Source organism: Flavobacterium ustbae, assembly GCF_003946915.1.
Classification (GTDB): domain Bacteria; phylum Bacteroidota; class Bacteroidia; order Flavobacteriales; family Flavobacteriaceae; genus Flavobacterium; species Flavobacterium ustbae.
In genome coordinates, this window is sequence record NZ_RPOC01000004.1 from 19,122 (window position 1) to 40,658 (window position 21,537).

The window sequence follows — 21,537 nt, forward strand, 5'->3', positions numbered from 1 at the left end:
AAATTTTTAACTATTCAGGATTGGAGTGTGAGTAGTAATGTCCTGTTTAACTTCTTTAGTATCATCAGATTCCAAATGGTTTTCAATACTAGATTTAATCACATCTTTATATTTTGCCAATCCGATTCCGATAATGGGAATAGAAAGTTTCCCAACAAAAGAAGCTAAATCTTTTTTCCCAATATTATCTAGATAAGTCGATAACAATAACGATCCTAAAGCACCGTATAAAATATAATGACCTGGTATATTAGCAATTTTGTCTTCGATTAAATTTCTGATTTCCTCTAGATTTTCTTCATTAATTAAATTTTCCATAATGTAAATTTTAGCTAGTTAATAATGAAGATAAAGCTACTTTTTTTAGCCATCTAAGTCTTATATAATTCTTATTAGGTATTATATAATTATTTTTTATTTCATTTTAAAAATGAGTCATTTTGTTTGATAATTAATAGATAGGCAACTTATTCCTGAATATTGTTTTTTAATGCATAACCAATCTCCCAAACATGCCCAAAAGGATCTTTTAATTTTCCAATTCTCCAATCTTCTTCGGTTCTTATCGGACAAATTTCTGTTGCGCCAAATTGTAGTGCATTTTCAAATATTAAATCTGCATTTTCAGTTTCTAGAATAATTTTAATTGGCGCATTAAAGGTATGATTGATATTAACATTATCATTATCGCCACAAGGTTCTTCATCGCTAAGATAAAATTCAGCGCCCTCGATTGTAATTACCGAGGATATTTTGTTGTTTTCCAAGTCAAATCTTTCCGATTCGATAGCTCCAAATGCTCTATTATAAAATTCAACCGCTTTTATTCCGTCAGTTACTGTTAGGAAGGGCTTAATACTTGTTTTCATTTTTGTCATTTTAAATGCACACTAAACAATTTATTCTATGATTTTATAAATGTAAAGAATTGTTATTCATTAATTTAATTATTACTGAATAATAAACCTTGTTCCATGAAATTAGTTTTTCATAGAATAAACTGTTTGTAAAATTCGAATCTGTATTAAAGTACATCTTGTATTTCACCTTGATCAAGATTATCTTAAATTTCCTGAAATTAAAATCCAATCTTCATAAGAAATCTTTCCATTTGTAAAAGCATGTTGTGCCACTAGTGTTTCCGATTCAATTGCTGCACCCGAATATGTAGCTGTCACATCTTTTACTACTTCTGTTGGATCATTTTTTTGGGTTAAATAGTGACCAATCCATTCGTTGATAGGCCATTTTTTAGGCCCGCCGATTTCTAAAATGCCCATTTGAGGTTTTTCTGTAACTCTAGATGCTACAAACGAAGCTACTTCTGAACTGGCAATAGGCTGAATTAAATTTTCTGATAAATATATTTTGCCGTCCACCGTACTCATTGCGGCAATTCCTCCTGCAAATTCATAAAACTGTGTAGCCTGAATAATGGTGTATGGAATATCTGATGCACTTATTAAATCTTCCTGAAGCTGTTTGGCACGAAAATAACCGCTTTCTTGCAGTTGGCTTGTTCCAACAACAGAAAGTGCAATAATGTGCTGTACACCGCTTTTTTTTGCTGCGTTTAGTATATTTTCGCTAGAAGTTTTGAAAAAATGCATTACATCTTCATCTGCAAAAGAGGGAGAATTTGATACATCAATAACAACATTTGCATTTTTAAGTGCCTGATCTAGTCCTTCGCCTGTGAGTGTATCTACTCCAGTTTTTGGAGATGCTACAATAACTTCATGCTGCTCTTTTAAAAGATTGGTAACCTGACTTCCAATTAAGCCTGTTCCTCCGATAATAACTATTTTCATTGTTTTGATTTTTAAATGATTACAAAGCAAAGTTAACGGTTTGAATGGAGCAGAATCTTGAAGTAGTTCAAGAAATAAAGTATAATACAAGGAAGAGAATTTTTATTTCTTAATTTTAAAATTCGTATTTCTATAAATTGGAATGAAACATGGCAAATTTTTCTACAGTTTTGAATAAAACCGATCAAGGCATGCAAATAATTTTGCGTAAGTTGGAAGGTATTGAGGGGTTTATAATTAAAGCCTTTGATGAATCATCCGATGATTTTAATGATGCTATTCATCCGCACAGGCATGATCATTATACTGGTATGCTCGTTGAAGAGGGTGAGGTAGAAGTGCTTTTAGATTTTGAACCTTTTAAAATGCCTGCGAAAACCCTATTTATTTCTCCGCCCTGGCAGGTGCATCAGGTTCATAAGTCATCTCGAGCCAGCGGATGGTATTTTTCTTTTGAAAATGATCTTATAGAACAATCTGTGCGAACAACTTTGGATAAGTCTTTAGAAGAAATCATATCTATTGAGCTTACAGAAAGCGAATTCAACTGGTTTAAGTCTTAGTACTTTTAATAATGTCACTCGATAAGTTGAATCAGGCTACATATAAGGACGTTTCTCATCCGCTTCTTTCAGCATTTGTTGCTCAGGCTGGATTAAGCTATCAAAGTAAACAGCAGATTAATATAGCTACTACTGCATCACGCTCTGTTATTATAACAAAGAAGTTCATGAATCTAGTGCGGCATAATTATCATCATTTAAAAAAACCGGCAGATTATGCTTTTAAACTTCATATCAGTGTGACGTATTTGAATGATACTGTAAAAAAAACAACGAATCTCTCAACCTCTTTGATTATCCAAAAAGAAGTTTTGAGAGAAGCACAGCGATTGCTTTATTATACTGATAAAAGCATAAAGGAAATATCAGATTTGCTTGGTTATGAAGATGAAAAATACTTTATGCGCATTTTTAGAAAAAAAACTGGTTTTTCACCTACTGAATATCGAAAACATAATGCTCCTCCAATCGATTATTTATTCTAGAGTTGGCATTAAGTTGTTTTTTTTAGTTAATGCTGTTTGTCCACCTTATACAGCTATTCATGTATTTTTTGGTTATTACAAATTATTCAACTTTGCAATTATAAATAATTTTTAAACTCATAAAAGCATATAAAATGAAAATTCTAGTTATAGGAGGGACAGGCTTAATAGGAGCTAATGTTGCAGAAAAATTGATAACAAAAGGGCATGAGGTTATAATTGGCTCGCCTTCAAGAGGAATTAATATCATAACGGGAGAGGGACTTTCTGAATCTCTAAAAGGAACTGATGTTGTAATTGACCTTTCAAATTCTTCATCGCCAGAAGAAGAGAATGCACTTAATTTTTTTAAAACAGCAGGAAAAAATTTAGTCGAAGCGGAACAAGTGGCAGGTGTTAAGCACCATTTAGTTTTATCAATTGTAGGAATAGATCATGTTCAATACATAGGTTATCTGCGTGCTAAAAAAAAACAGGAGGATATTATTAAAAACTCTGGCATACCCTACACCATTATTCGATCGACACAATTTCATGAGCACCTTTCAACAATTATAGCTGTTCAAGGAGAAGATGATAATGTATATGTTTCTACTCTAGATTTTCAACCAATAGCAGCTGAAGATGTTGCCCGATATGTGGTGCAGCTGGCTTTAGAAAAAGCTAAAAATGACACAATTGAAATTGCTGGCCCCGAGCTTGCTCCTATGGACGAATTTGTTTCCAGATATATAGATTTTACCGGACAGAGTAAAAAGGTAATTTCAGATAATGATAATAAATATATGTTTTTCGATTTTCCAAAGTCAGTTTTGGTACCTGAAGGAACTTACAAAAAAGGAGAAATTTATTTTGATGATTGGGCTCAGAATTAAAATTATTTTTTTTACCTCATTAACCAATTTGAAAGTAAAATGCAGGTTTACTATAAGCCTCATTTTACTTTGAAAATTGATTCACGACCATTTTCTTTTATTCTTTTAATTTAGGCTGTTTTTATTGTAATGTAAGTTAAAATTGAACTTCAAAAATCATATCATATTCTTACTATATTTTGTTTTTTTTAAGCCTTTTTTAGCCTGTTATTTTTTTTAGCGGTCATCATTTTTTTGATTAGGCTGCTGATTAAATAAATCTTACCTTTCCCACTGAAAAAACAAATAAAGAAGTAGTAGGGTGGCGTCATTAGATTTTAAGGAATATAAGCATGCATTTTTGAGAACGGGCGGTGAGGTTGCAAGACTTATAAATAATTTTGAATGGCACAATACCGCCTTAGGATCTATTGATTCATGGAACGAAAACTTCTGTTCGGCATTGAGCATTATGCTTGGTTCAACAGTTCCTTCATTTATAGTATGGGGTGATGAGCATTATTTCTTTTATAATGATTCTTTTGGCCCTTTTTTAAAAAATATTGCTGATACTTCTGTTTTAGGAAATCCCGCAGAAGAAGTACTTTATAAGGATTGGCAGAAAGCCGCTCAAAAATTAAAAGAGATGGCTTCTGGTCAGATAGCTAAATCTGAAGATAATATTACTACATCGCTCATTCATAATGCTCTTGTAAGAGATGTTTATTTAACACTTAGTTACAGTACTGTTTTTAATAAGGAAGGTGTAGCACAAGGAATTTTTGTAACCTGTATTGAAAGTTCGGCAATTATGCCTTCATTAATAAAATCCGGAAGTGCGAGATCACAGCTTAATAGTGTCTTGATGCAGTCGAATGCTGGAATTGCACAGGCCAATACAGAAGGGCGTATTGTTGAAGTCAATGAGCGTTATTGTCAAATGCTGGGTTATAGCCGTGAAGAAATACTGCAAATGAATTTAGGAGAGCTTACACATCCTGATGATTTGAAGCTCAACATGGTATTATTGCAGGACTGTATTGCTTATGGAAAGGATTTCTTGATGACAAAACGTTATATCTGTAAAAACGGACAAGAAATTTGGGTCAATAATAGCGTTTCATTAGTTATAGATTCTAATAATGAAAAGTATATAACGGCAATTGCCATAGATATTACAGAACAAAAGGAAAAAGAAAAAAAGCTTGCATCCAGCGAAAATCGTTTTAAAAGTCTAGTTGAAAAAGCACCAGTTGGAACCGCTTTATTTCGTGGCAGCGAATTTTACATCGATCTTGCCAATGATGTTATGCTGGACTATTGGAAAAAAAGTAAAGACATTATTGGCAAGCCCATAACAAATGTCCTTTCTGATATTACCAATAATGAGTTTTTTGAACGTCTGCAACAAGTATACCTTTCAGGTACTGGATATAAAGTTACAGGAGCTTTGATTGTCAATAAAAAAAATGGCAAAAAGAATTATTTCGATTATTCGCTAACACCGCTTTTTGATGAAAAAGGCACTGTTTATGCAATTCTTCATATGTGTTCAGATGTAACATTAACTGTTAAAACACAACAGCAGATTGCTGAAAATCATAATGAATTGGCTTCTATTTTTGAACAGTCTCCAGTAGGAATTGCTACTTTGAGTATTGCTGATGATTTAGTTTTTCAGAGCGCAAATGCTTTTTACTGCGAATTGGTTGGCCGCAATAAAAAAGAGATTATAGGTAAGCCTCTTTTAGAAGCGCTTCCAGAGATAAAAGGGCAGGGTTTTACCGAGCTCCTAAGAGAAGTTATCAATACAGGCAAAGCTTTTATTGCTAAGGAAGTTGAAGTACAAATGCTTCGTAACGGCAAACTCGAAAATATTTATGTGGATTTGACTTATCAGCTTCATCATAATCTGGAAGGCTTGCCTAATATAGTTCTCGTAATAGCTATAGACGTAACAAACCAGGTCTTAAGCCGCCGTAAAGTAGAACAGAGCGAAGCCAAAATGCAAAGCCTTATTGCTGCTGCTCCAGCAGGTATTGGACTTTTTGTAGGTCGCGATCTTGTAATAGAGCATCCAAACCAGACTTTTATTGATATTGTTGGAAAAGGACCTCACATTGAAGGGCTTCCATTAAGAGAAGCTATGCCTGAACTTATCACAGAAGGGCAGGAATATCTGAAAATTCTAGACGATATTTTTACTACTGGTGTTCCGTTTATTTCTCCTGCATCGCTTGTCAAAATAAATCAGAATGGGGTTTTAAATGATAATTATTATAATATATCTTATACTCCTATTTATAATACTGAGGGTGAAATATATGCGATTTTGGATATCGCTATTGATGTAACAGCTCAGGTAAAGGCGCAACAATCTAAGGAAGAAAGTGAAGCGCATCTGGAATTGCTTAGAGATACTGTTCCAGCAATGATTTTTTATCTGGATAAAGATATGCGTTACCGTTCCTATAATTCTGTTTTTATGGAATGGTTTTCGGTTGGCAAACAAGAGGCAATAGGAAAAACAGTTCGAGAATTTATTGGCGAAGCTGCTTTTGCCAAAACACTTCCGCATCTTATGGTGGCCTTTGGAGGAGAACAAGAACGATACGAAATGTTTGCGCCTTCAAGAATGGGGGTAGCCAGATGGTTGAGTATCGTATATACACCGCACAAAAACAAACAAGGAGAGGTAATTGGTCTTATTGTACACGCAACAGATGTTACCCATAGCAAACAAACAGAAATGGCACTGCGTGAAAGTGAATCTAAACTGCGTACAGTACTGGAAGCAGCTCCAGTAGCGATTTGTATGTTTGTCGGTGAGCAGTTGCGAATAGAGAATCCTAATCATCCTTTTATTATAAGTATAAATAAAGGAAGTAATATTCAGGGTTTATCACTTAGAGATGTACTGGCAGAGACTAATTCACAAACATTGCTTCAGGATGTACAAAATGTATATCGTACAGGAAAAAGTTTTAGCGCAGACGGAATTCCCGGAATTCACTTTAAAGAAGGAGAACCAACCTATTACAATATTAGCCTTACACCATTATTAGACGAAAATAATCAGGTTTATGCTGTACTTTATGTAAGTTCAGATGTTACAAAAGAAATTGCATCTATAAAGAAAATAGAGCAGGCAGAAGAGGCTCTGCGATCAGCAGTTGAAATTGCAGAAATGGGAACATGGTCAACAGATATTGCGACGGGCATAACGACCGTTTCAAAACGCCATGCAGAAATGTTTGGCTTTAAACATACTACCCTGCATATTGAAGAAGCAAGATCGGTTATAAAAAAATCAGATTACAATAGAGTTACTACAGCATTTGCTGCCGCACAACAGAAAAATACAGGCGGAAAATACGAATCGGAATATAAAATTATAAATGGTATTACTGGTCAGGAGCACATTATACATTCTGTGGGACAAACTCATTTTAACGAAGAAGGTATTCCTCTTAAAATTAGCGGGACAGCAAAAGATATTACGCTGCAGCGCGAATTACAATTAGCGCTTGAAAATGAGGTAAAGTTAAGGACTAGTGAACTTGCTAATGTACTTGAAAAATTAAAAGATTCAAATAAAGAATTAGCCCAGTCCAACCATGCCCTCAAACATTCTAATGAAGAACTTGCGCAGTTTGCTTATGTAGCCAGTCATGATTTACAGGAACCTCTTCGTAAAATCAGATTTTTTGCTGACATGCTAGAAAATGGCAGTTCGTCGCTTAGTGCAGAAGACATTATAAAAAAAATTGGAACATCGGCAGAGCGCATGCGACAGCTTATTGGTGATCTGCTTGCTTTTTCTCGTCTTATCCAGCCAGAAAAAAGCTATCAGTCGGTAGATTTAAACACGGTTATAGAAAATGTTTGGACAGATTTTGAATTGATGATTCTGGAGAAAAACGCTTCGATTACTATTGAAAATCTGCCGATCATTCAGGCTTCAGGTCTACAGATGAACCAGTTGTTTTACAACTTAATCAGCAATTCGCTAAAATTTACCAACCCAGCAGTTGCTCCAGAAATTAAGATTAGTTCTTCTGTTGTTACGCACGAGTACGCAAGCAGTTTTACAAATAGTCCATTGCAACCCGTTGACTATCATCATATCATTTTTAAAGACAATGGAATAGGCTTTGAAAAAAGCTTTCAAAATCAGATTTTTGAAATCTTTAAAAGACTTCATCCACAAAATATTTATCCGGGATCGGGAATTGGTCTAGCATTATGTAGAAGAATTATAATGAATCATCAGGGTGTCTTATATGCAGAATCTGAACCAGGAAAGGGAAGTATGTTTCATGTTTTTATTCCAGATATGAAATAGAAAGGTCTGCTAAAGATGCCTATTCATTTTTTGATTTTTCTTTATAAAAAAACTATATATTTTAAAGTACAGATTAATTTCGGAACTTTAAAATATATAGTTTTTAAGGGAAAAAAATTATTTAGTTACAGGAAGCCAGTCTAAGCTTGTAAATCCTCCTGGTGTATCTAGAGTTAGGGCTTTAGTCATTGTAGCAGTTTCTGCATCAAATTTATAGATCGAACCACTAATAGAGAAAGTAGCCATATCAATAATATTAATTCCTAAATATCCTGTTTTACCATCCAAAGGAGAATAGTTATTGCTGTATTCAGTAGTACGGTAAATTGATGCTGGATCTGGTGCTCCAGTTACCGCTTTGTAAGTAGAATTATAAACATTTACAATAGCAAAGCTGATAGGATTGCTCAATCCCATTGTGGTACCGTATGTATCTGGATTGTCACCCATTGTTAGTAAGAAATTACCTTTTCCAAGATATAATTTTTGGAAAACATATTTACCTCCTGAAGCCGCTGTTATATTAAAAAAGTATGACTTATCGTATTCTGTTGTTCCTTTTTTAATTTTCATAAAAGCTACTGGTGTTTTAGTGCTGTGTGCTCCAGTTTTATCTGGACCAAGTTTTGTACCTAAAACATAAACATCTCCAAGTTCATCTACTTCAAGACCGCTTCTAAAATAAGCACCGATAGATCCTGTACGCGCATCTCTAATTACTTTTTCGAATTTCATATCAGGATAACTGTACACCGCAATCATGGTACTGTCTGTATACGAACTTCTAAATGTTCTCGCACTTTCAATATTCCAGTACGATGCAAAAACTTTATTTCCTACTTTTTTAAGATCAGTAAAAAATGCTTTTCCTCCGTTACCTGCTAATTTGTTAGCATTAATCTCACCTCTAGCAACAATTTGTTGGGTTTTAGTATCTAAGCGGTACCAGTTGTTGAATTCTTCTTCTGGCTGCCATGCGTTTTTCATCATCAAAATATCGTCTCCAATTGTGCCAAAAACGTGCATGGTTTCTGTTTGAAAATCGGTTACTTTTTCAAGTTCTTTTAACGCATTAACTTTATAAGCTGTAACAGCTCCCGGTGCAGACCCTCCAAACATAAAGCTGTAAATAAAACCATTATGTGTTAAATAGGTGCGAGAAGCTCCGTTTTGCTCTATTCCTTTTCCTGTTGTTGTCAGTGTACCGTCTAGAGTAGAATTGGTATACAATAAATCAGCTCCGGCAAGACCTTTTTTTGCAGTTAAGACAAACATACCTTCTACAGGCTCATTTATTACTGGCTCTTCGTCTGAGTTATCATTGCTGCTGCAGGCTCCTAAAAATAGAGAAGCGCATAGTAAAGCTAAAAGTTTAGTTGTTTTCATATTTGTAAATTTGTTAATGGATAATTAAGATTTATTAATAAAATATCTAAGCTTGAGGAAAAAAGCTCTGCCAGGTTTCTGAAGGCTGAAATTGTCGTACAATTTGTTGTCAGTAAAATTTCTGCATTCTAAACCAATATTAAATCGGCCGTTTTTTAAGGTGTACAGCAAATTAAGATCGTGTGAGAGCTGTTCTGGAACCATATATTTGGTTTTAGCATCACCTTGACTTTCCCAATAGAGATAAAAATCATGTACATAAAGCAAATTGTAGCCTATGCTAAATTTGTCATTGGTTTTTAATACATTTTTAAAAAACAACGATGCATCTGCATTGCCAAATAAATAAGGAATATTTGGAATTCGTTCTCCATAAGTTTCGCTTTTAATCTGAAAAGAAGCAGGAAGATCAGCACGATAGCGCTGTTTGTCGCGAATATCCTGATAGCTTGCATTTAATCCCATTGTAAAAAATTGTCCGTAAGAATATCTGGCTTCTGCTTCTAGACCTGTATTAGAAACATCCATAAGATTTCCTGCAACCAATTTATTTTCCACATTATTAAAAGTGTAATAAATGAAGTCTTTTGCATAATAATATACCGCCGCTCCACTCACATAGAAATTATGATTATTTATTGGCAGGGTATAATTAAATCCGACGTTGAAATTGTCGCTTGTTTCGGGTTTAATGTTCCAGTTTCCTTCCTTGTTTACAAAGTCACCAAAGAGATCTTCGCTTTCAGGCAGTCTATTGGTTTTTTCGTAAGAAAACTTGATTTGCAATTCGGGTTTGATTTGATAGGAAGTTGCTAGACCATAACCCATTTTGTTGATATTCGAACTAACATTTCTATATATGGTATCCAGCGGATTAAGAATAGTGGTCTCTATCAAGGTCGTATTGGCCTTTTGATTGAGGTTTTTGGCAAATACGGTAGCATTCCATTTTTCTGAAATGAGGTACTGATAACTCAAACCTGCTATATTCTTATCTGTTCGCTGCGGAATGTTGTAAGGTTTTTGGTCAAAAGCCACTAAGTTTTCGGTTTTTCGGTTAAAATGGCTGTAAACATTATTCAGCGCCAAAGAATGCTTATCGTTAATTTTGTACGATACCGTTGCCGAAGCATTGGCTGCGTTGTTTTTAAATACGTTATGCGCATACCATAATTCACCGCCTTTTCCTTTATATTGTATAGAATCTCCGAGCCATCCGTAACGCGCATGTACGGTGTCAATACTTTGCTCTTTGCCCAAATTGTAATTGGCATTTATGATAACATCCAAATCTTTGGCTAGAAAATCTTTCTTTAGGTATTTTAACGAAGGCATTAAAATATCTCCTTTGGTGTGCCAGGCGCCAAAAACTGTACGCAATTGCGCACCGGTCTGGATTTCTTTATAATATTGCCCTAATGTGATTCCGAATAGAAGCTGGTCTGCCCATTTTTTATCTAACAGTCCTATTTTCAAAATAGCAGTTTCGTTGTGATACTGATCGTGAAAACGTTTAACCACAGTATTTGGATAATATTTTCCAGTATGAACATCTGCGGCATCTACTGTAACTTTGAAATTGTTGTCGGAATAGTTTTGAAAAGCATTCAACTGCACCGTAAATCCTTTTTTTGTGGTAAATGCAGTATTTAGATTCGTACGATGTGTGTTAAAAGAACCGTAAGAATAAGAGAAGTCAAGATAATTCTTCAGTCTGCTTCCCGTAACAATATTAACAGCACCTCCTAAGGCATCACTTCCCAGCCATACCGGAACTACTCCCTTATAAATTTCAATGCGCTCAGCAAAGTTTACAGGAATATTATTGATCTGAAAAGAAGAACCAAAGTTGTCCATTGGCACGCCATCGAGAAAAAATCTAATTCTTTTTCCCGAAAAACCATTAATCGAAAGATCAAATCCAGAACCAACACCTCCTGTCTGACGGAGACGAGCACCAGAAACGCGATCTAAAACACTAGATATATCTAATGACGAATTGTGTAGCTTTTTCGCATCAACGGCAGTTACATTAAAAGCTTGCTGATTTACTTTTTGAGTAATAGATTTGCTGATAATAGTGGCAGTCTTGAGCTTTAAGGTATCTGAAGAAGACGAGGCGTTCTTTTTACTATGATTCTCGGATTGTCCGTGTAATGATAGCATATTAAAAAATGAGAAAAAAAGTATCGATATTCTTACGTATCGAACGAAATGATTAGGTTTCAAAATAAATGCGATAACTAATTTTATTTATACTGAATATAAATTATATTTGAAGCGTAAAATTATATTGGTGACCAAGTATAATAATTATGAATATGGAAATATTAATTATGAATGCGGAATTATTATGGCTTACAAGTTTCTAGGTACAGATTTTAGTGATTTTATTACTTCTAGTGAAGAAGTAAAGGTTTCTTCGATTCAAAAAAACATTCATAATGTTGAACTGTCTACACCGAAAGGCAACATGTATTACAGAACTCAAAATCTTCAGGAAGACTTTTTTATACAAGAGAGCACTTATCGTATGCAGGAAGATATTACCATAAATGGAAGAGGAGATGACGCACTTCTAGAAATGCAGTTTAATTTATCTGAAAATGGAATTTATTATAAAGACAATTCTAACAAAGATCAATTTACGCCAGCAAGATCAGGGAATATTATGTTTCTTTCTGCTGAAGAAAATCAAGCGGAGATTTTATTTCAAAAAGAAGTACAATACAATACTTTTGACATCCATCTTCCAATCCATTCTTTAAATCATTTTGCTGGCGAATCAAAGTTAATGGACAGTTTCATTTCTCAGATTCAAAAGGATACCAGTGGCCCCCTTACTCAAAAGTGGGTCTCTATAAATTCATATATTTTCAATATCATTCAAGAGATCAAAGGGTGTTTGTTTGAAGGTCTTTCAAGAAAAATATACTTAGAATCAAAAGCGTATGAGTTGATTGCGCTACTTTATGAAGGCACTCAAAAACCAGCACAACTCTCCGAATTGTCAAATGTAGATAAAGAAAGACTGCACGAAGCGGCATCTATTATCCGTGATAATTTAGAAACTCCGTTTAGTATTATTGAACTTGCGCGTAAGGTTGGTATCAATCAGACTAAATTGAAAACAGGTTTTAAATCATTGTTCGGCAGTACTGTTTTCGAATATATGCAAGATATCAGAATGAATCAGGCAAAAAGATATTTGCTAGATACTCAAAAGCCTATTCATGAAATCAGCGTCTTGGTTGGTTATCATAATACATCAAACTTCACTACAGCTTTTAAAAATACATATGGTTTTACGCCTAAAATGTTTAGAGGTAAGTAAATTTTTATAAAGATTTTATTTATTAGAGAAAAAACAAAAAATAAAGCATTCTTTTTAGAGTGTTTTTATATTTTTGGATTTGTAATGACATAAGTCAAGATTCTTTAATGAATAAACAGTAATCAAAATCAAAATTTTGAATGCTGTGATGCCGCTTTATTACTTAATTGAAATGTTTTGTATCTTTAGGTGAATTTTTAATGGCCATTATTAATTAGGTGGCATTTTAGCTTCATGTTTCTTCTTCATTTTCCATTCGGTTTACGATCTTAAATTCGGTATAAACCTATTTATAATTATATTTTAAATTTAAATAAATATGAATCATACATTCAGTAAAGGTGTTACGATACCGAGTTTGATTTTCATTTTAGGCGTCTGCCTTCTTGCTGCTACTTTTCCTTCCGCAACAGAAGATGTTTTAAACTCGATTAAAAATTTCATTTTTATAAATTTAAATTGGGTTTATATATGGGTTGTAACGATCATTGTATTATTTCTGATTTATTTGATGTTCAGTAAATTTGGAAAAATAAGGTTAGGAAGAAACGACAGTAAACCAGAGTATTCTTTTTTTTCTTGGATTTCTATGCTTTTTGCGGCAGGAATGGGAATAGGTTTAATGTATTTTAGTGTCGCCGAACCCATTCAGCATTATTCGAATGAGATTTTTAAAGGAAACCCAGATATAAATAGCGCTAAGAATGCACAGCTTTACACTTTTTTTCACTGGGGCATACATGCTTGGGCGATTTATGCAATTGTAGGGCTTTCACTAGCTTATTTCTCGTATCGTTACAAATTGCCACTTTCACTTAGAAGCTGTTTGTATCCGCTTCTAAAGGAAAAAATCAATGGTAAATGGGGAAATGCCATAGATGTATTTGCACTCTGCAGTACTTTTTTCGGAATTACAACCACATTAGGATTTGGCGTTGTACAGATTAATTCAGGACTTAATATTCTTAATCTACTGCAAGGAAACAGTTTTATTTATCAGATAATTATTGTTGCCGTTCTGGTATCCATTTCTATTTTTTCAGCCGCAAGCGGATTGGATAAAGGCGTGCGAATACTCAGTAATGTAAACATTCTCGCAGCTATTTTTTTAATGCTTTTTATTCTTTTTGCTGGACCTACAGTTTTCATTATCGGAAGTTTTACAGAAGGCGTGGGGAACTATTTTAGCAATTTTTTTAATCTTACATTCAGCACTCATGTTTATGAGGAGAATACATTGCCGTGGTTTTACAAATGGACAATACTCTATTGGGCATGGTGGATTTCCTGGTCGCCATACGTAGGACTCTTTATTGCTAAAATTTCTAAAGGAAGAACAATTCGGGAGTTTATTGCCGCTGTGTTGATTCTGCCAACAGCATTTAACTTTATCTGGATGTCGGTTTTTGGAAACAGTGCAATATGGTTTGACCAATACAAAGCTGGTGGAGCATTAAGCAAACTTGCAGATAATCCCGACGTTTTAATGTTCCGTTTTCTAGATAATTTTCCTCTTGCAGGTTTTGCGAGCCTATTGGTTATTTTAATTATCATTATTTTCTTTGTTACTTCTGCTGATTCGGGTATTTATGTAATGAATGGAATTTCAACCAGAAACGCTAAAGCATCACCAAAATGGCAATCTGTAGCTTGGGGGATTCTTCTAGGTGCTTTGGCTCTTATAATTTTAAAAGCCGGCGGACTAAATGCACTCCAGAGCATGACTTTAATAACAGCGTTGCCTTTCTCAATTATCATACTGTTTTTTATAGTAAGTCTTGTCAAAGCATTAATTATCGATATGGAGTATTACGAGCGTGAATTTTCTGCAGTTACAGTTCCGTGGTCAGGAGAATTTTGGAAAGAAAGACTTCGTGGCATTGTTTCTTTCAGTGATAAAGCTAATGCGGAGAAGTTTATCAAAACCACCGTTAAAGCTGCATTTGAAGAGCTTAGTGAAGAATTTAAGCAAAATAATATCGAAGCACATATCAATCATTTTGAAAATCCGCTCAGAATTGAAATCGAAATTCATTACGATGTCGTGAATAACTTTATTTATGGAGTTCAAGTTCAGTCCAGAGCTGTTTCCGATTATTTAGTAACCGAAGAAAACCTCCCAGATTACGAACCTTCCAATAATTTTTATCCTGAATCGTACTTTGGAGACGCAAGAGAAGGATATGATGTTAGGCTGTTTACAAAAAATGAACTAATTAGTGATGTGCTGAAACATTTTGAAAGATTTATGGAAATTATTTCAGAACATCGTAATTCTATGTTTATAAGCATAAATGCAAATCAGAAAATGGAATAGTAAGTTAAATAAAATTTATAATTGCCTTTTATTCTCAGATTCTGATTTGTAGATACTTTGATGGTTTTTTTCTCGAGAGATTTTTACTATGGTCTCGGAATTCTATTTTAGTTTTTGGTAAAGAATTTATAGATTTATGTTGTGTAGGTTTTTTATTTCTGACATTACAAAAGTGCTCTGCGTACTGCCAATACTTTCAACTGAACCTAATTTATTAAAAACGAAATTCTGGTAATGTTTCATATCCTTAGCAAAAACCTTAAGGATGAAATCATAATCTCCTGAAATATTATAACATTCCACCACTTCATCAATTTTCATAATATCCTCAACAAAACTGTTGCCGATGTTACGATCATGCTGTTTGAGCTTAATATTGCAAAAAACGATAAATCCATGTCCAAATTTCTCATGGTCAATTAAGGCGATGTATTTTTTGATGTACCCATTGTTTTCTAGCCTTTTTACGCGCTGCAATACAGGAGTTGGCGACAGATTTACCTGCGCAGCAAGTTCCTTAATCGTAAAACTGGAGTTGTTTCCCAGTATTTTTAGCAAAAGCAGATCGGTAGTATCGAGTTCTTCCATAGAATAAAAATCTTTTTAAGTTTCAAAAATACATTTTAAAAAGTAAATAACACTTCATTTGTGTTGTAAAACAGCTGAATTCTCTTAAATAACAACATCGGATAGCTTTTTTAGTCATATAAGATAATTTTGCGCAGAAATTAAGCTGAATAAAAATGAATAAGTTATTAAAAATATTAAGTAAAGCAGGTTTTGACGGTTTCTTATTAATGATAGGCACTATGATTCTGCTGGCTTATTTTTTGCCAAAGCCAGGCATGATCAAAGAACCTATTTCGTTGGAAGAAATTGCCAATGCAGGCGTCTCGCTGATTTTCTTTTTTTACGGTTTACGGCTGAGTGTCGAAAAGCTAAAAGCTGGGCTTGTAAATTGGAAAATGCACATTATCGTGCAGTTGACAACCTTTTTGTTTTTTCCGCTCATCGTTCTAGCATCTCGTCCTTTTTTCGTCAACACTGACTTCGAGCTGCTTTGGCTAGGTGTATTTTTTCTGGCTGCCTTACCGTCTACCGTTTCTTCTTCTGTGGTAATGGTTTCTATTGCCAAGGGTAACATTCCCGCAGCCATTTTCAATGCGAGCATTTCAAGTTTGATAGGAGTAGTGGTTACGCCCATTTGGGTTGGGCTGTTCATCTCTTCTGCAACGGGAGATTTTGATGCCACTGATATCTTTGTAAAGTTGATTCTTCAAGTCCTGCTGCCTGTCATCATCGGTATCAGCCTCAACTCACGTTTTGGCGCCATTGCCGAAAAATATAAGAAACAGCTAAAATATTTCGATCAGGGAATTATCCTCACCATCATTTACACGTCTTTTTGTAAATCATTCTCCGAACATATTTTTGAAGGCTTCACTGCCGTTGAACTTGCCGGACTCGCCGCAGGAATGATAGGCTTGTTTTTTGCTGTATTCTTTTGTGTTGGACTGCTTAGCCGTTTGTTTGGCTTTTCAGAAGAAGATCGTATTACGGTTTTATTCTGTGGATCTAAAAAATCATTGGTACACGGCACTGTAATGTCTAAAGTACTTTTTCAGCACAGCACAATTACCGGAATCGTATTGTTACCGCTTATGCTTTATCATGCTTTTCAATTGATTGCGGCCAGCATTATCGCTCAGCGCATGGCCAGAAGAAAGGAAGTATAATTTTATTTATAGACGGGAACTAAATATTTTTAGCACTTAATATCAAAGGAAAATTCTTCAAACTTGATTGTTTTTTTGTAACAAGCTGTTTTAAAATAAAAGAAAATCCGTAGAGTTGCGCTTTACAACTCTACGGATAGAAGGATCAAAAAAGGGATTAATTCATAGAACTAGACTCCAAATTCTCTGCGTATAATTTCTGCTCCTGCGCTTAAAGCACTCAGCTTGCCTCTTGCCACGTTTCGGGACAAAGGAGCCATACCGCAGTTTGTACTAGGGTAAAGATTTTCGATATCTACAAACTCAAGAGTTTTACGCAAGGTATCAGCAACTTCTTCTGGTGTTTCAATGGTGTTTGTTGCCACATCGATTGCGCCAACCATTACTTTTTTACCGCGAACAAGTTCAATTAAATTAAAAGGCACACGCGAATTGTGGCATTCTAATGACACAATATCAATTTTAGATTTTTGAATTTTTGGAAAAATTTCCTCGTATTGGCGCCACTCAGAACCTAAAGTCTTTTTCCAGTCGTTATTGGCCTGTATTCCATAACCGTAGCAGATATGAACAGCGGTTTCACATTTTAAACCTTCAATGGCTCTTTCTAATGCTGCCATTCCCCAATCGTTTACCTCATCAAAGAACACATTAAATGCCGGTTCATCAAACTGGATAATGTCTACACCAGCTTCCTGCAGTTCTCTTGCTTCTTCATTCAGTAATTTTGCAAATTCCCACGCCAATTTTTCTCGGCTTTTATAATGGTCATCGTACAAGGTGTCTACCATTGTCATTGGGCCAGGTAATGCCCATTTTATAGGTTTATCGGTTAGTTTGCGTAAATATTTAACATCTTCAACAAAAACTCCTTTTTGACGTGCAACCTCACCTACAACAACAGGAACACTTGCATCATAACGGTCACGAATTTTTACGATTTTACGATTTTCAAAATCTACACCGCTTAAATGCTCGATAAAAGTAGTTACAAAATGCTGGCGTGTCTGTTCGCCGTCACTAATTATATCTACGCCTGCCAGCTGCTGCTCGTGCAAAGAAATGCGCAAAGCGTCTTGTTTCCCTTCAATTAACTGATCTCCTTCTAATTTCCAAGGTGACCAAAGTTTTTCGGGTGGTGCAAGCCAAGCAGGTTTTGGTAAACTTCCAACAATTGAAGTTGGGACTAATTTCTTCATAATAAAATATTTTTAATGTGCTGTAATTAATTAAAGATCAAAATTGGCAGACCATTGTTCTAAGGTACTTTTGTAAGGGGTAATGAAATGCTCTTCTGCATATTTACCCTGCTCAATTGCCATTCGGCTGCGCTCTTCACGGTCATAATCAACACGAGTCAATGAATAATCTTCGTGTTTAAGACTAGGTTGATAGATTTTTCCAGCCACTGAATTTGCATTGTAAATTTCAGGACGATAAATCTTCTGGAAAGTCTCCATCGTACTGATTGAACTGATTAGTCCCAGATCAGTATAATCAGCAAGTAGATCTCCAGAATGGTAAAAAGCCATCGGTGCCACACTGTTCGGAGGCATGAAAAAACGAACTTTTAAACCCATTTTAGAGAAATATTCATCAGTGAGAGAGTACTGATCCTGCAGATACTCAAAACCCAGAACAGGATGTTGATACTCAGTACAAGTATAAGTTTTGTTGCTCGATACACTTAGACAAATTATTGGTGACATCTTAAAATACTCTTTATAAGTAGCTGAATTCACAAAACACTTATAAAGTTTTCCATGCAAATCACCAAAATTTTCAGGAATAGAAAAATTAGGTTTATTTTTATTGTACTCGGTCAATAAAATACTGAAATCATAATCACGAACATAAGAAGAAAAATTATTTCCGGCGATACCTTCGATACGCTGGTTAGTCTTACGGTCAAAAATATTCGTTTTTAAAACTTCGATCAACGGAAGATTGTTAATACGATTCTTATCGTCAATACTCATCGTTACTGTGATGATTTCAAGTTCTACAAGATAACGATCAGCTTTAGGATTATCCGAATGAGCCAACGCATTGAATCGATTGTTAATCATATTCAAAGCATTACGTAAGTTTTGCTGACGATTATTTCCTCTAGCCAAGTTTGCAAAATTAGTCGTAAGACGCGTTTTACTTGAGGGATGATAGTTTTCATCTAAGCAAGTGCTCTCTAGCTTAAACGCAAAATCAGACTTGATTGTATTACCTGTGTTTTCCATATATTTCTTTTCGTTAATTCTTGAATCTCCTAATAGGATCGCTTCCATTTTATTTGGTATAGTTATTTTGTATTGCAAATTTTAAAATAAAAGATTAATAACTCAAATTTTGATCAATAATAAGGTAAATACTCTATTTTAATTGATTTTTAAGGATAATTAATCTTTTTCGGAATATAATAAGGAAGGAAAACAGATAATTATTCTGCTGAGACTTCGGCAAGATTGACCTAAAGTTGAGAATTAATCAATTTTAAACTTCGTTAAGCAACGAATAATAAGATAGGAGAGTATAAAAATTGAAGTAAATTTGGCTTTTGAAGTTTGTTTTAGTGCGATTCTGAAAGAATTAAAAGTAAAAAAGCCAGATTTATTTATCTACAAAGACATTTGGTTTAATGACCTAAACGGAATAAATATCAATATTTTACGGATGATTTAAAGAAATTGGTTTGTGATAATGATGTCCTTTTAAGGATTGAGGTAAAAACGCAACAGTTTTTTTTCTACTATAAAAAAGATCAATTCCAATAAATAAGTATTTTGTATATTTGATCTATGATAAAACAGAAAACTTTTTCGGTATGTGGAGAAACAATGCAGGCTCCAATGCACATTTGCGGTTTTTTTGATTCTAAAGAACAGCAGTATGAGGTAATAATTCCTTATATTATGGAGGGCTTAGAAGCGAATGAAAAAGTGATTAATATCCTTGAAGGAAGCCGTCATGGAGAACACTGCCGATGTCTAGCAGATAATGGTATTTCTATTACTGAAAATCTAGTAAACGGCCAGTTGGAAATACTTGCTTCAGAAAATACCTATACTAAAGATGGCGTTTTTGCTGCAGAAAAAATGTATAAAATGCTTGAAAGTAATTTATTATCGGCTTCAAGAGCGGGTTATGAAAGCGTTAGAGCTTGTGGAGATATGGTATGGGCTCTTAAAAACTTGCCAGGAACTGATGAATTATTAGAATACGAAGCCAGTTTGAATGAGCTAACTCCAAAGCATTCCTGTTCCTTGATTTGTATGTACGATACGAACAGTTTCAGTCCAGAAATGCTTGAAGATATATTGCGTACACATCCTTATGTGATTCAGGACGGAAAGATCAGTAAAAATATAAAATATGTAGAAGCTTTGTAATTGACATTGAGACTTTCAAATCTTCTCGATAATCTTAAAATAAAAAGCGGGACAAAAGAAAATATATCTTTTGTCCCGTTTTTTATTAATTATTTGAACAGATGTTTTATACTTTAGACATATTTAGAGTTAAAGTCGTCAAAAACTCAAGTCCGGTAGTTGTGACCGCTTTTACGGTGATTTCATAGGCTCCCTCAGTAAGTAAATCGCTTTTCTTCACGGTAATTGATCCCGTTTTCTCGTTTATAGAAAATATACTTTCTGCATCTGTAAAGGTCTGACCGTCTTTTTTAATGCCGTTTATAACAAATGAAGATTTGTAATTTTCAGGAGAAAAAGCAGGTGCAGCCGAGACATATCCATTTGATAAGGCAATATGTAAATTATTCAATAGGATAGTAAGATCATATTCTGGATAATAAGTGCCGTAAAAGAATTTGATTTTCGGAATAAATACTACACGAAATGTTGTAGAAGCAACTGTGAATCCGTCTTTAAGAAGAATTGGTGTCACATCATAAGCTTTCTCAGCTTTTTTATCAGGATCTCCAGCATTAGATGCAAATTTTAAAACGTTTGAACTAAATGTAACTTCTGTTCCAATAGAAGATGGGTTTTCGATTGCCCAGTTCATATTAGCCGTAATATTCTCTGGAGTCTCAAGCTCAAAATTAGCAGCATCGCCATAAATTACATAACCGACTGGAATCGATGTTTTATTATCAATACCCTTAATAATTAGTTTTGCTGGAATGATTTTAAAATCAATTGTCTGTTTGCCTTGAAAATTTTGACTTTCAGAGCTTGCATTTACAATAATTTTATAGCTGTCAGGAATTTTTATTCCGGCACTAGAAACAGCACCGTTTGGATAAAGCAGCGTAGTGTTTACACTAATCGCTCCCGATTCCTTACTTACTGTTACCGCTTTAGAAAGCTTATCATTTAAATTTTCAGAGGCATTTACTTTTACATTTTCGTTTAGACTGAAGTCTAGACTAATCTTAAGATCGGATGCGTCTAAAACACTCGAAGGCAATGCAATGTTCTGCTTTTCACCATAAGTTATAGAAGTGGCAGGAGCGAGATTCATGTCAATTTGTTTTTGAGGTGTCTGCTCATTGTCACTGCTACAAGCTGTCATCGATAAAGCCAAAAGCGCCATAATTAATAGGCTAGCGTAGTTTTTTGTTTTTTCATATTTAAAATTTTTGCCAAAAGTATAGTATAAAAATATTTATTGCAACAAAGTTGCGATATTTTATTGCAATTTTGTTGCATTAGTGTTTTTAAGCATTATATTTGCGCCCAATATTTACCAAA

General features: G+C 34.4%; 17 protein-coding genes. 8 read left to right on the forward strand and 9 right to left on the reverse strand.

From position 1 onward, the window contains the following. Positions 1–6: 6 nt before the first annotated feature. The 3 genes from EG814_RS07420 to EG814_RS07430 all read right to left on the reverse strand — a co-directional run bounded on the left by EG814_RS07420 (position 7) and on the right by EG814_RS07430 (position 1,811). Positions 7–318 (reverse strand): hypothetical protein, encoded by a 312-nt coding sequence (locus EG814_RS07420; RefSeq protein ID WP_125720470.1) that lies wholly within the window; start codon positions 316–318, stop codon positions 7–9. Between the two features lie 149 nt (positions 319–467). After that, a complete protein-coding gene (locus EG814_RS07425) occupies positions 468–869 on the reverse strand; it encodes a VOC family protein (protein ID WP_125720471.1) in 402 nt (133 codons plus the stop codon). A gap of 189 nt (positions 870–1,058) precedes the next feature. After that, entirely contained in the window at positions 1,059–1,811 is a 753-nt protein-coding gene (locus EG814_RS07430; RefSeq protein WP_125720473.1) for an SDR family oxidoreductase, read from the reverse strand. Between the two features lie 149 nt (positions 1,812–1,960). Here EG814_RS07430 and EG814_RS07435 point away from each other — a divergent pair, with 149 nt between their 5' ends. The 4 genes from EG814_RS07435 to EG814_RS07450 all read left to right on the forward strand — a co-directional run bounded on the left by EG814_RS07435 (position 1,961) and on the right by EG814_RS07450 (position 8,058). Next, positions 1,961–2,374 (forward strand): AraC family ligand binding domain-containing protein, encoded by a 414-nt coding sequence (locus EG814_RS07435; protein WP_125720475.1) that lies wholly within the window; start codon positions 1,961–1,963, stop codon positions 2,372–2,374. Positions 2,375–2,385: 11 nt separating this feature from the next. Then, positions 2,386–2,859, forward strand: a complete 474-nt coding sequence (locus EG814_RS07440; RefSeq protein ID WP_125720477.1) for a helix-turn-helix domain-containing protein — start codon at positions 2,386–2,388, stop codon at positions 2,857–2,859. Between the two features lie 134 nt (positions 2,860–2,993). Then, positions 2,994–3,734 carry an SDR family oxidoreductase gene (locus EG814_RS07445; RefSeq protein ID WP_125720479.1) on the forward strand — a complete coding sequence of 247 codons (741 nt, stop codon included), beginning with the start codon at positions 2,994–2,996 and terminating at the stop codon, positions 3,732–3,734. A 301-nt stretch (positions 3,735–4,035) separates the two neighbouring features. Continuing rightward, positions 4,036–8,058: a PAS domain S-box protein gene (locus EG814_RS07450; protein WP_125720481.1), complete on the forward strand. Its 4,023-nt coding sequence runs from the start codon at positions 4,036–4,038 to the stop codon at positions 8,056–8,058. A gap of 117 nt (positions 8,059–8,175) precedes the next feature. Here the strand turns inward: EG814_RS07450 and EG814_RS07455 are convergent, their stop codons facing one another. Together EG814_RS07455 and EG814_RS07460 are read right to left on the reverse strand one after the other, a co-directional pair. Next, a complete protein-coding gene (locus tag EG814_RS07455; protein WP_125720484.1) occupies positions 8,176–9,444 on the reverse strand; it encodes a DUF4374 domain-containing protein in 1,269 nt (422 codons plus the stop codon). 24 nt (positions 9,445–9,468) lie between these two features. Next, positions 9,469–11,610, reverse strand: coding sequence for a TonB-dependent receptor plug domain-containing protein (locus tag EG814_RS07460; RefSeq protein ID WP_125720486.1), 2,142 nt, complete (start codon positions 11,608–11,610; stop codon positions 9,469–9,471). Between the two features lie 130 nt (positions 11,611–11,740). Here EG814_RS07460 and EG814_RS07465 point away from each other — a divergent pair, with 130 nt between their 5' ends. Both EG814_RS07465 and EG814_RS07470 read left to right on the forward strand, forming a co-directional pair. Beyond that, positions 11,741–12,778: a helix-turn-helix transcriptional regulator gene (locus tag EG814_RS07465; protein WP_125720489.1), complete on the forward strand. Its 1,038-nt coding sequence runs from the start codon at positions 11,741–11,743 to the stop codon at positions 12,776–12,778. 319 nt (positions 12,779–13,097) lie between these two features. Continuing rightward, entirely contained in the window at positions 13,098–15,095 is a 1,998-nt protein-coding gene (locus EG814_RS07470; protein ID WP_125720491.1) for a BCCT family transporter, read from the forward strand. 126 nt (positions 15,096–15,221) lie between these two features. Here EG814_RS07470 and EG814_RS07475 read toward each other — a convergent pair whose 3' ends face one another. Further along, positions 15,222–15,683, reverse strand: coding sequence for an Lrp/AsnC family transcriptional regulator (locus EG814_RS07475; protein ID WP_125720493.1), 462 nt, complete (start codon positions 15,681–15,683; stop codon positions 15,222–15,224). A gap of 155 nt (positions 15,684–15,838) precedes the next feature. Between EG814_RS07475 and EG814_RS07480 the strand changes: the two genes are divergently transcribed. After that, positions 15,839–16,831, forward strand: a complete 993-nt coding sequence (locus EG814_RS07480; protein WP_125720494.1) for a bile acid:sodium symporter family protein — start codon at positions 15,839–15,841, stop codon at positions 16,829–16,831. A 170-nt stretch (positions 16,832–17,001) separates the two neighbouring features. Here EG814_RS07480 and EG814_RS07485 read toward each other — a convergent pair whose 3' ends face one another. Together EG814_RS07485 and EG814_RS07490 are read right to left on the reverse strand one after the other, a co-directional pair. After that, on the reverse strand, positions 17,002–18,030 hold the full coding sequence (locus tag EG814_RS07485; protein ID WP_125720496.1) for a methionine synthase: 1,029 nt from the start codon (positions 18,028–18,030) through the stop codon (positions 17,002–17,004). Between the two features lie 30 nt (positions 18,031–18,060). Further along, positions 18,061–19,113 (reverse strand): DUF1852 domain-containing protein, encoded by a 1,053-nt coding sequence (locus tag EG814_RS07490; RefSeq protein WP_206430293.1) that lies wholly within the window; start codon positions 19,111–19,113, stop codon positions 18,061–18,063. A 510-nt stretch (positions 19,114–19,623) separates the two neighbouring features. On the opposite strand from EG814_RS07490, the gene EG814_RS07495 reads away from it, so the two are divergent. After that, positions 19,624–20,214 (forward strand): MEDS domain-containing protein, encoded by a 591-nt coding sequence (locus EG814_RS07495; protein WP_125720498.1) that lies wholly within the window; start codon positions 19,624–19,626, stop codon positions 20,212–20,214. 106 nt (positions 20,215–20,320) lie between these two features. Here the strand turns inward: EG814_RS07495 and EG814_RS07500 are convergent, their stop codons facing one another. Next, entirely contained in the window at positions 20,321–21,379 is a 1,059-nt protein-coding gene (locus EG814_RS07500) for a cadherin repeat domain-containing protein (RefSeq protein ID WP_125720500.1), read from the reverse strand. Between the last annotated feature and the right edge of the window lie 158 nt (positions 21,380–21,537).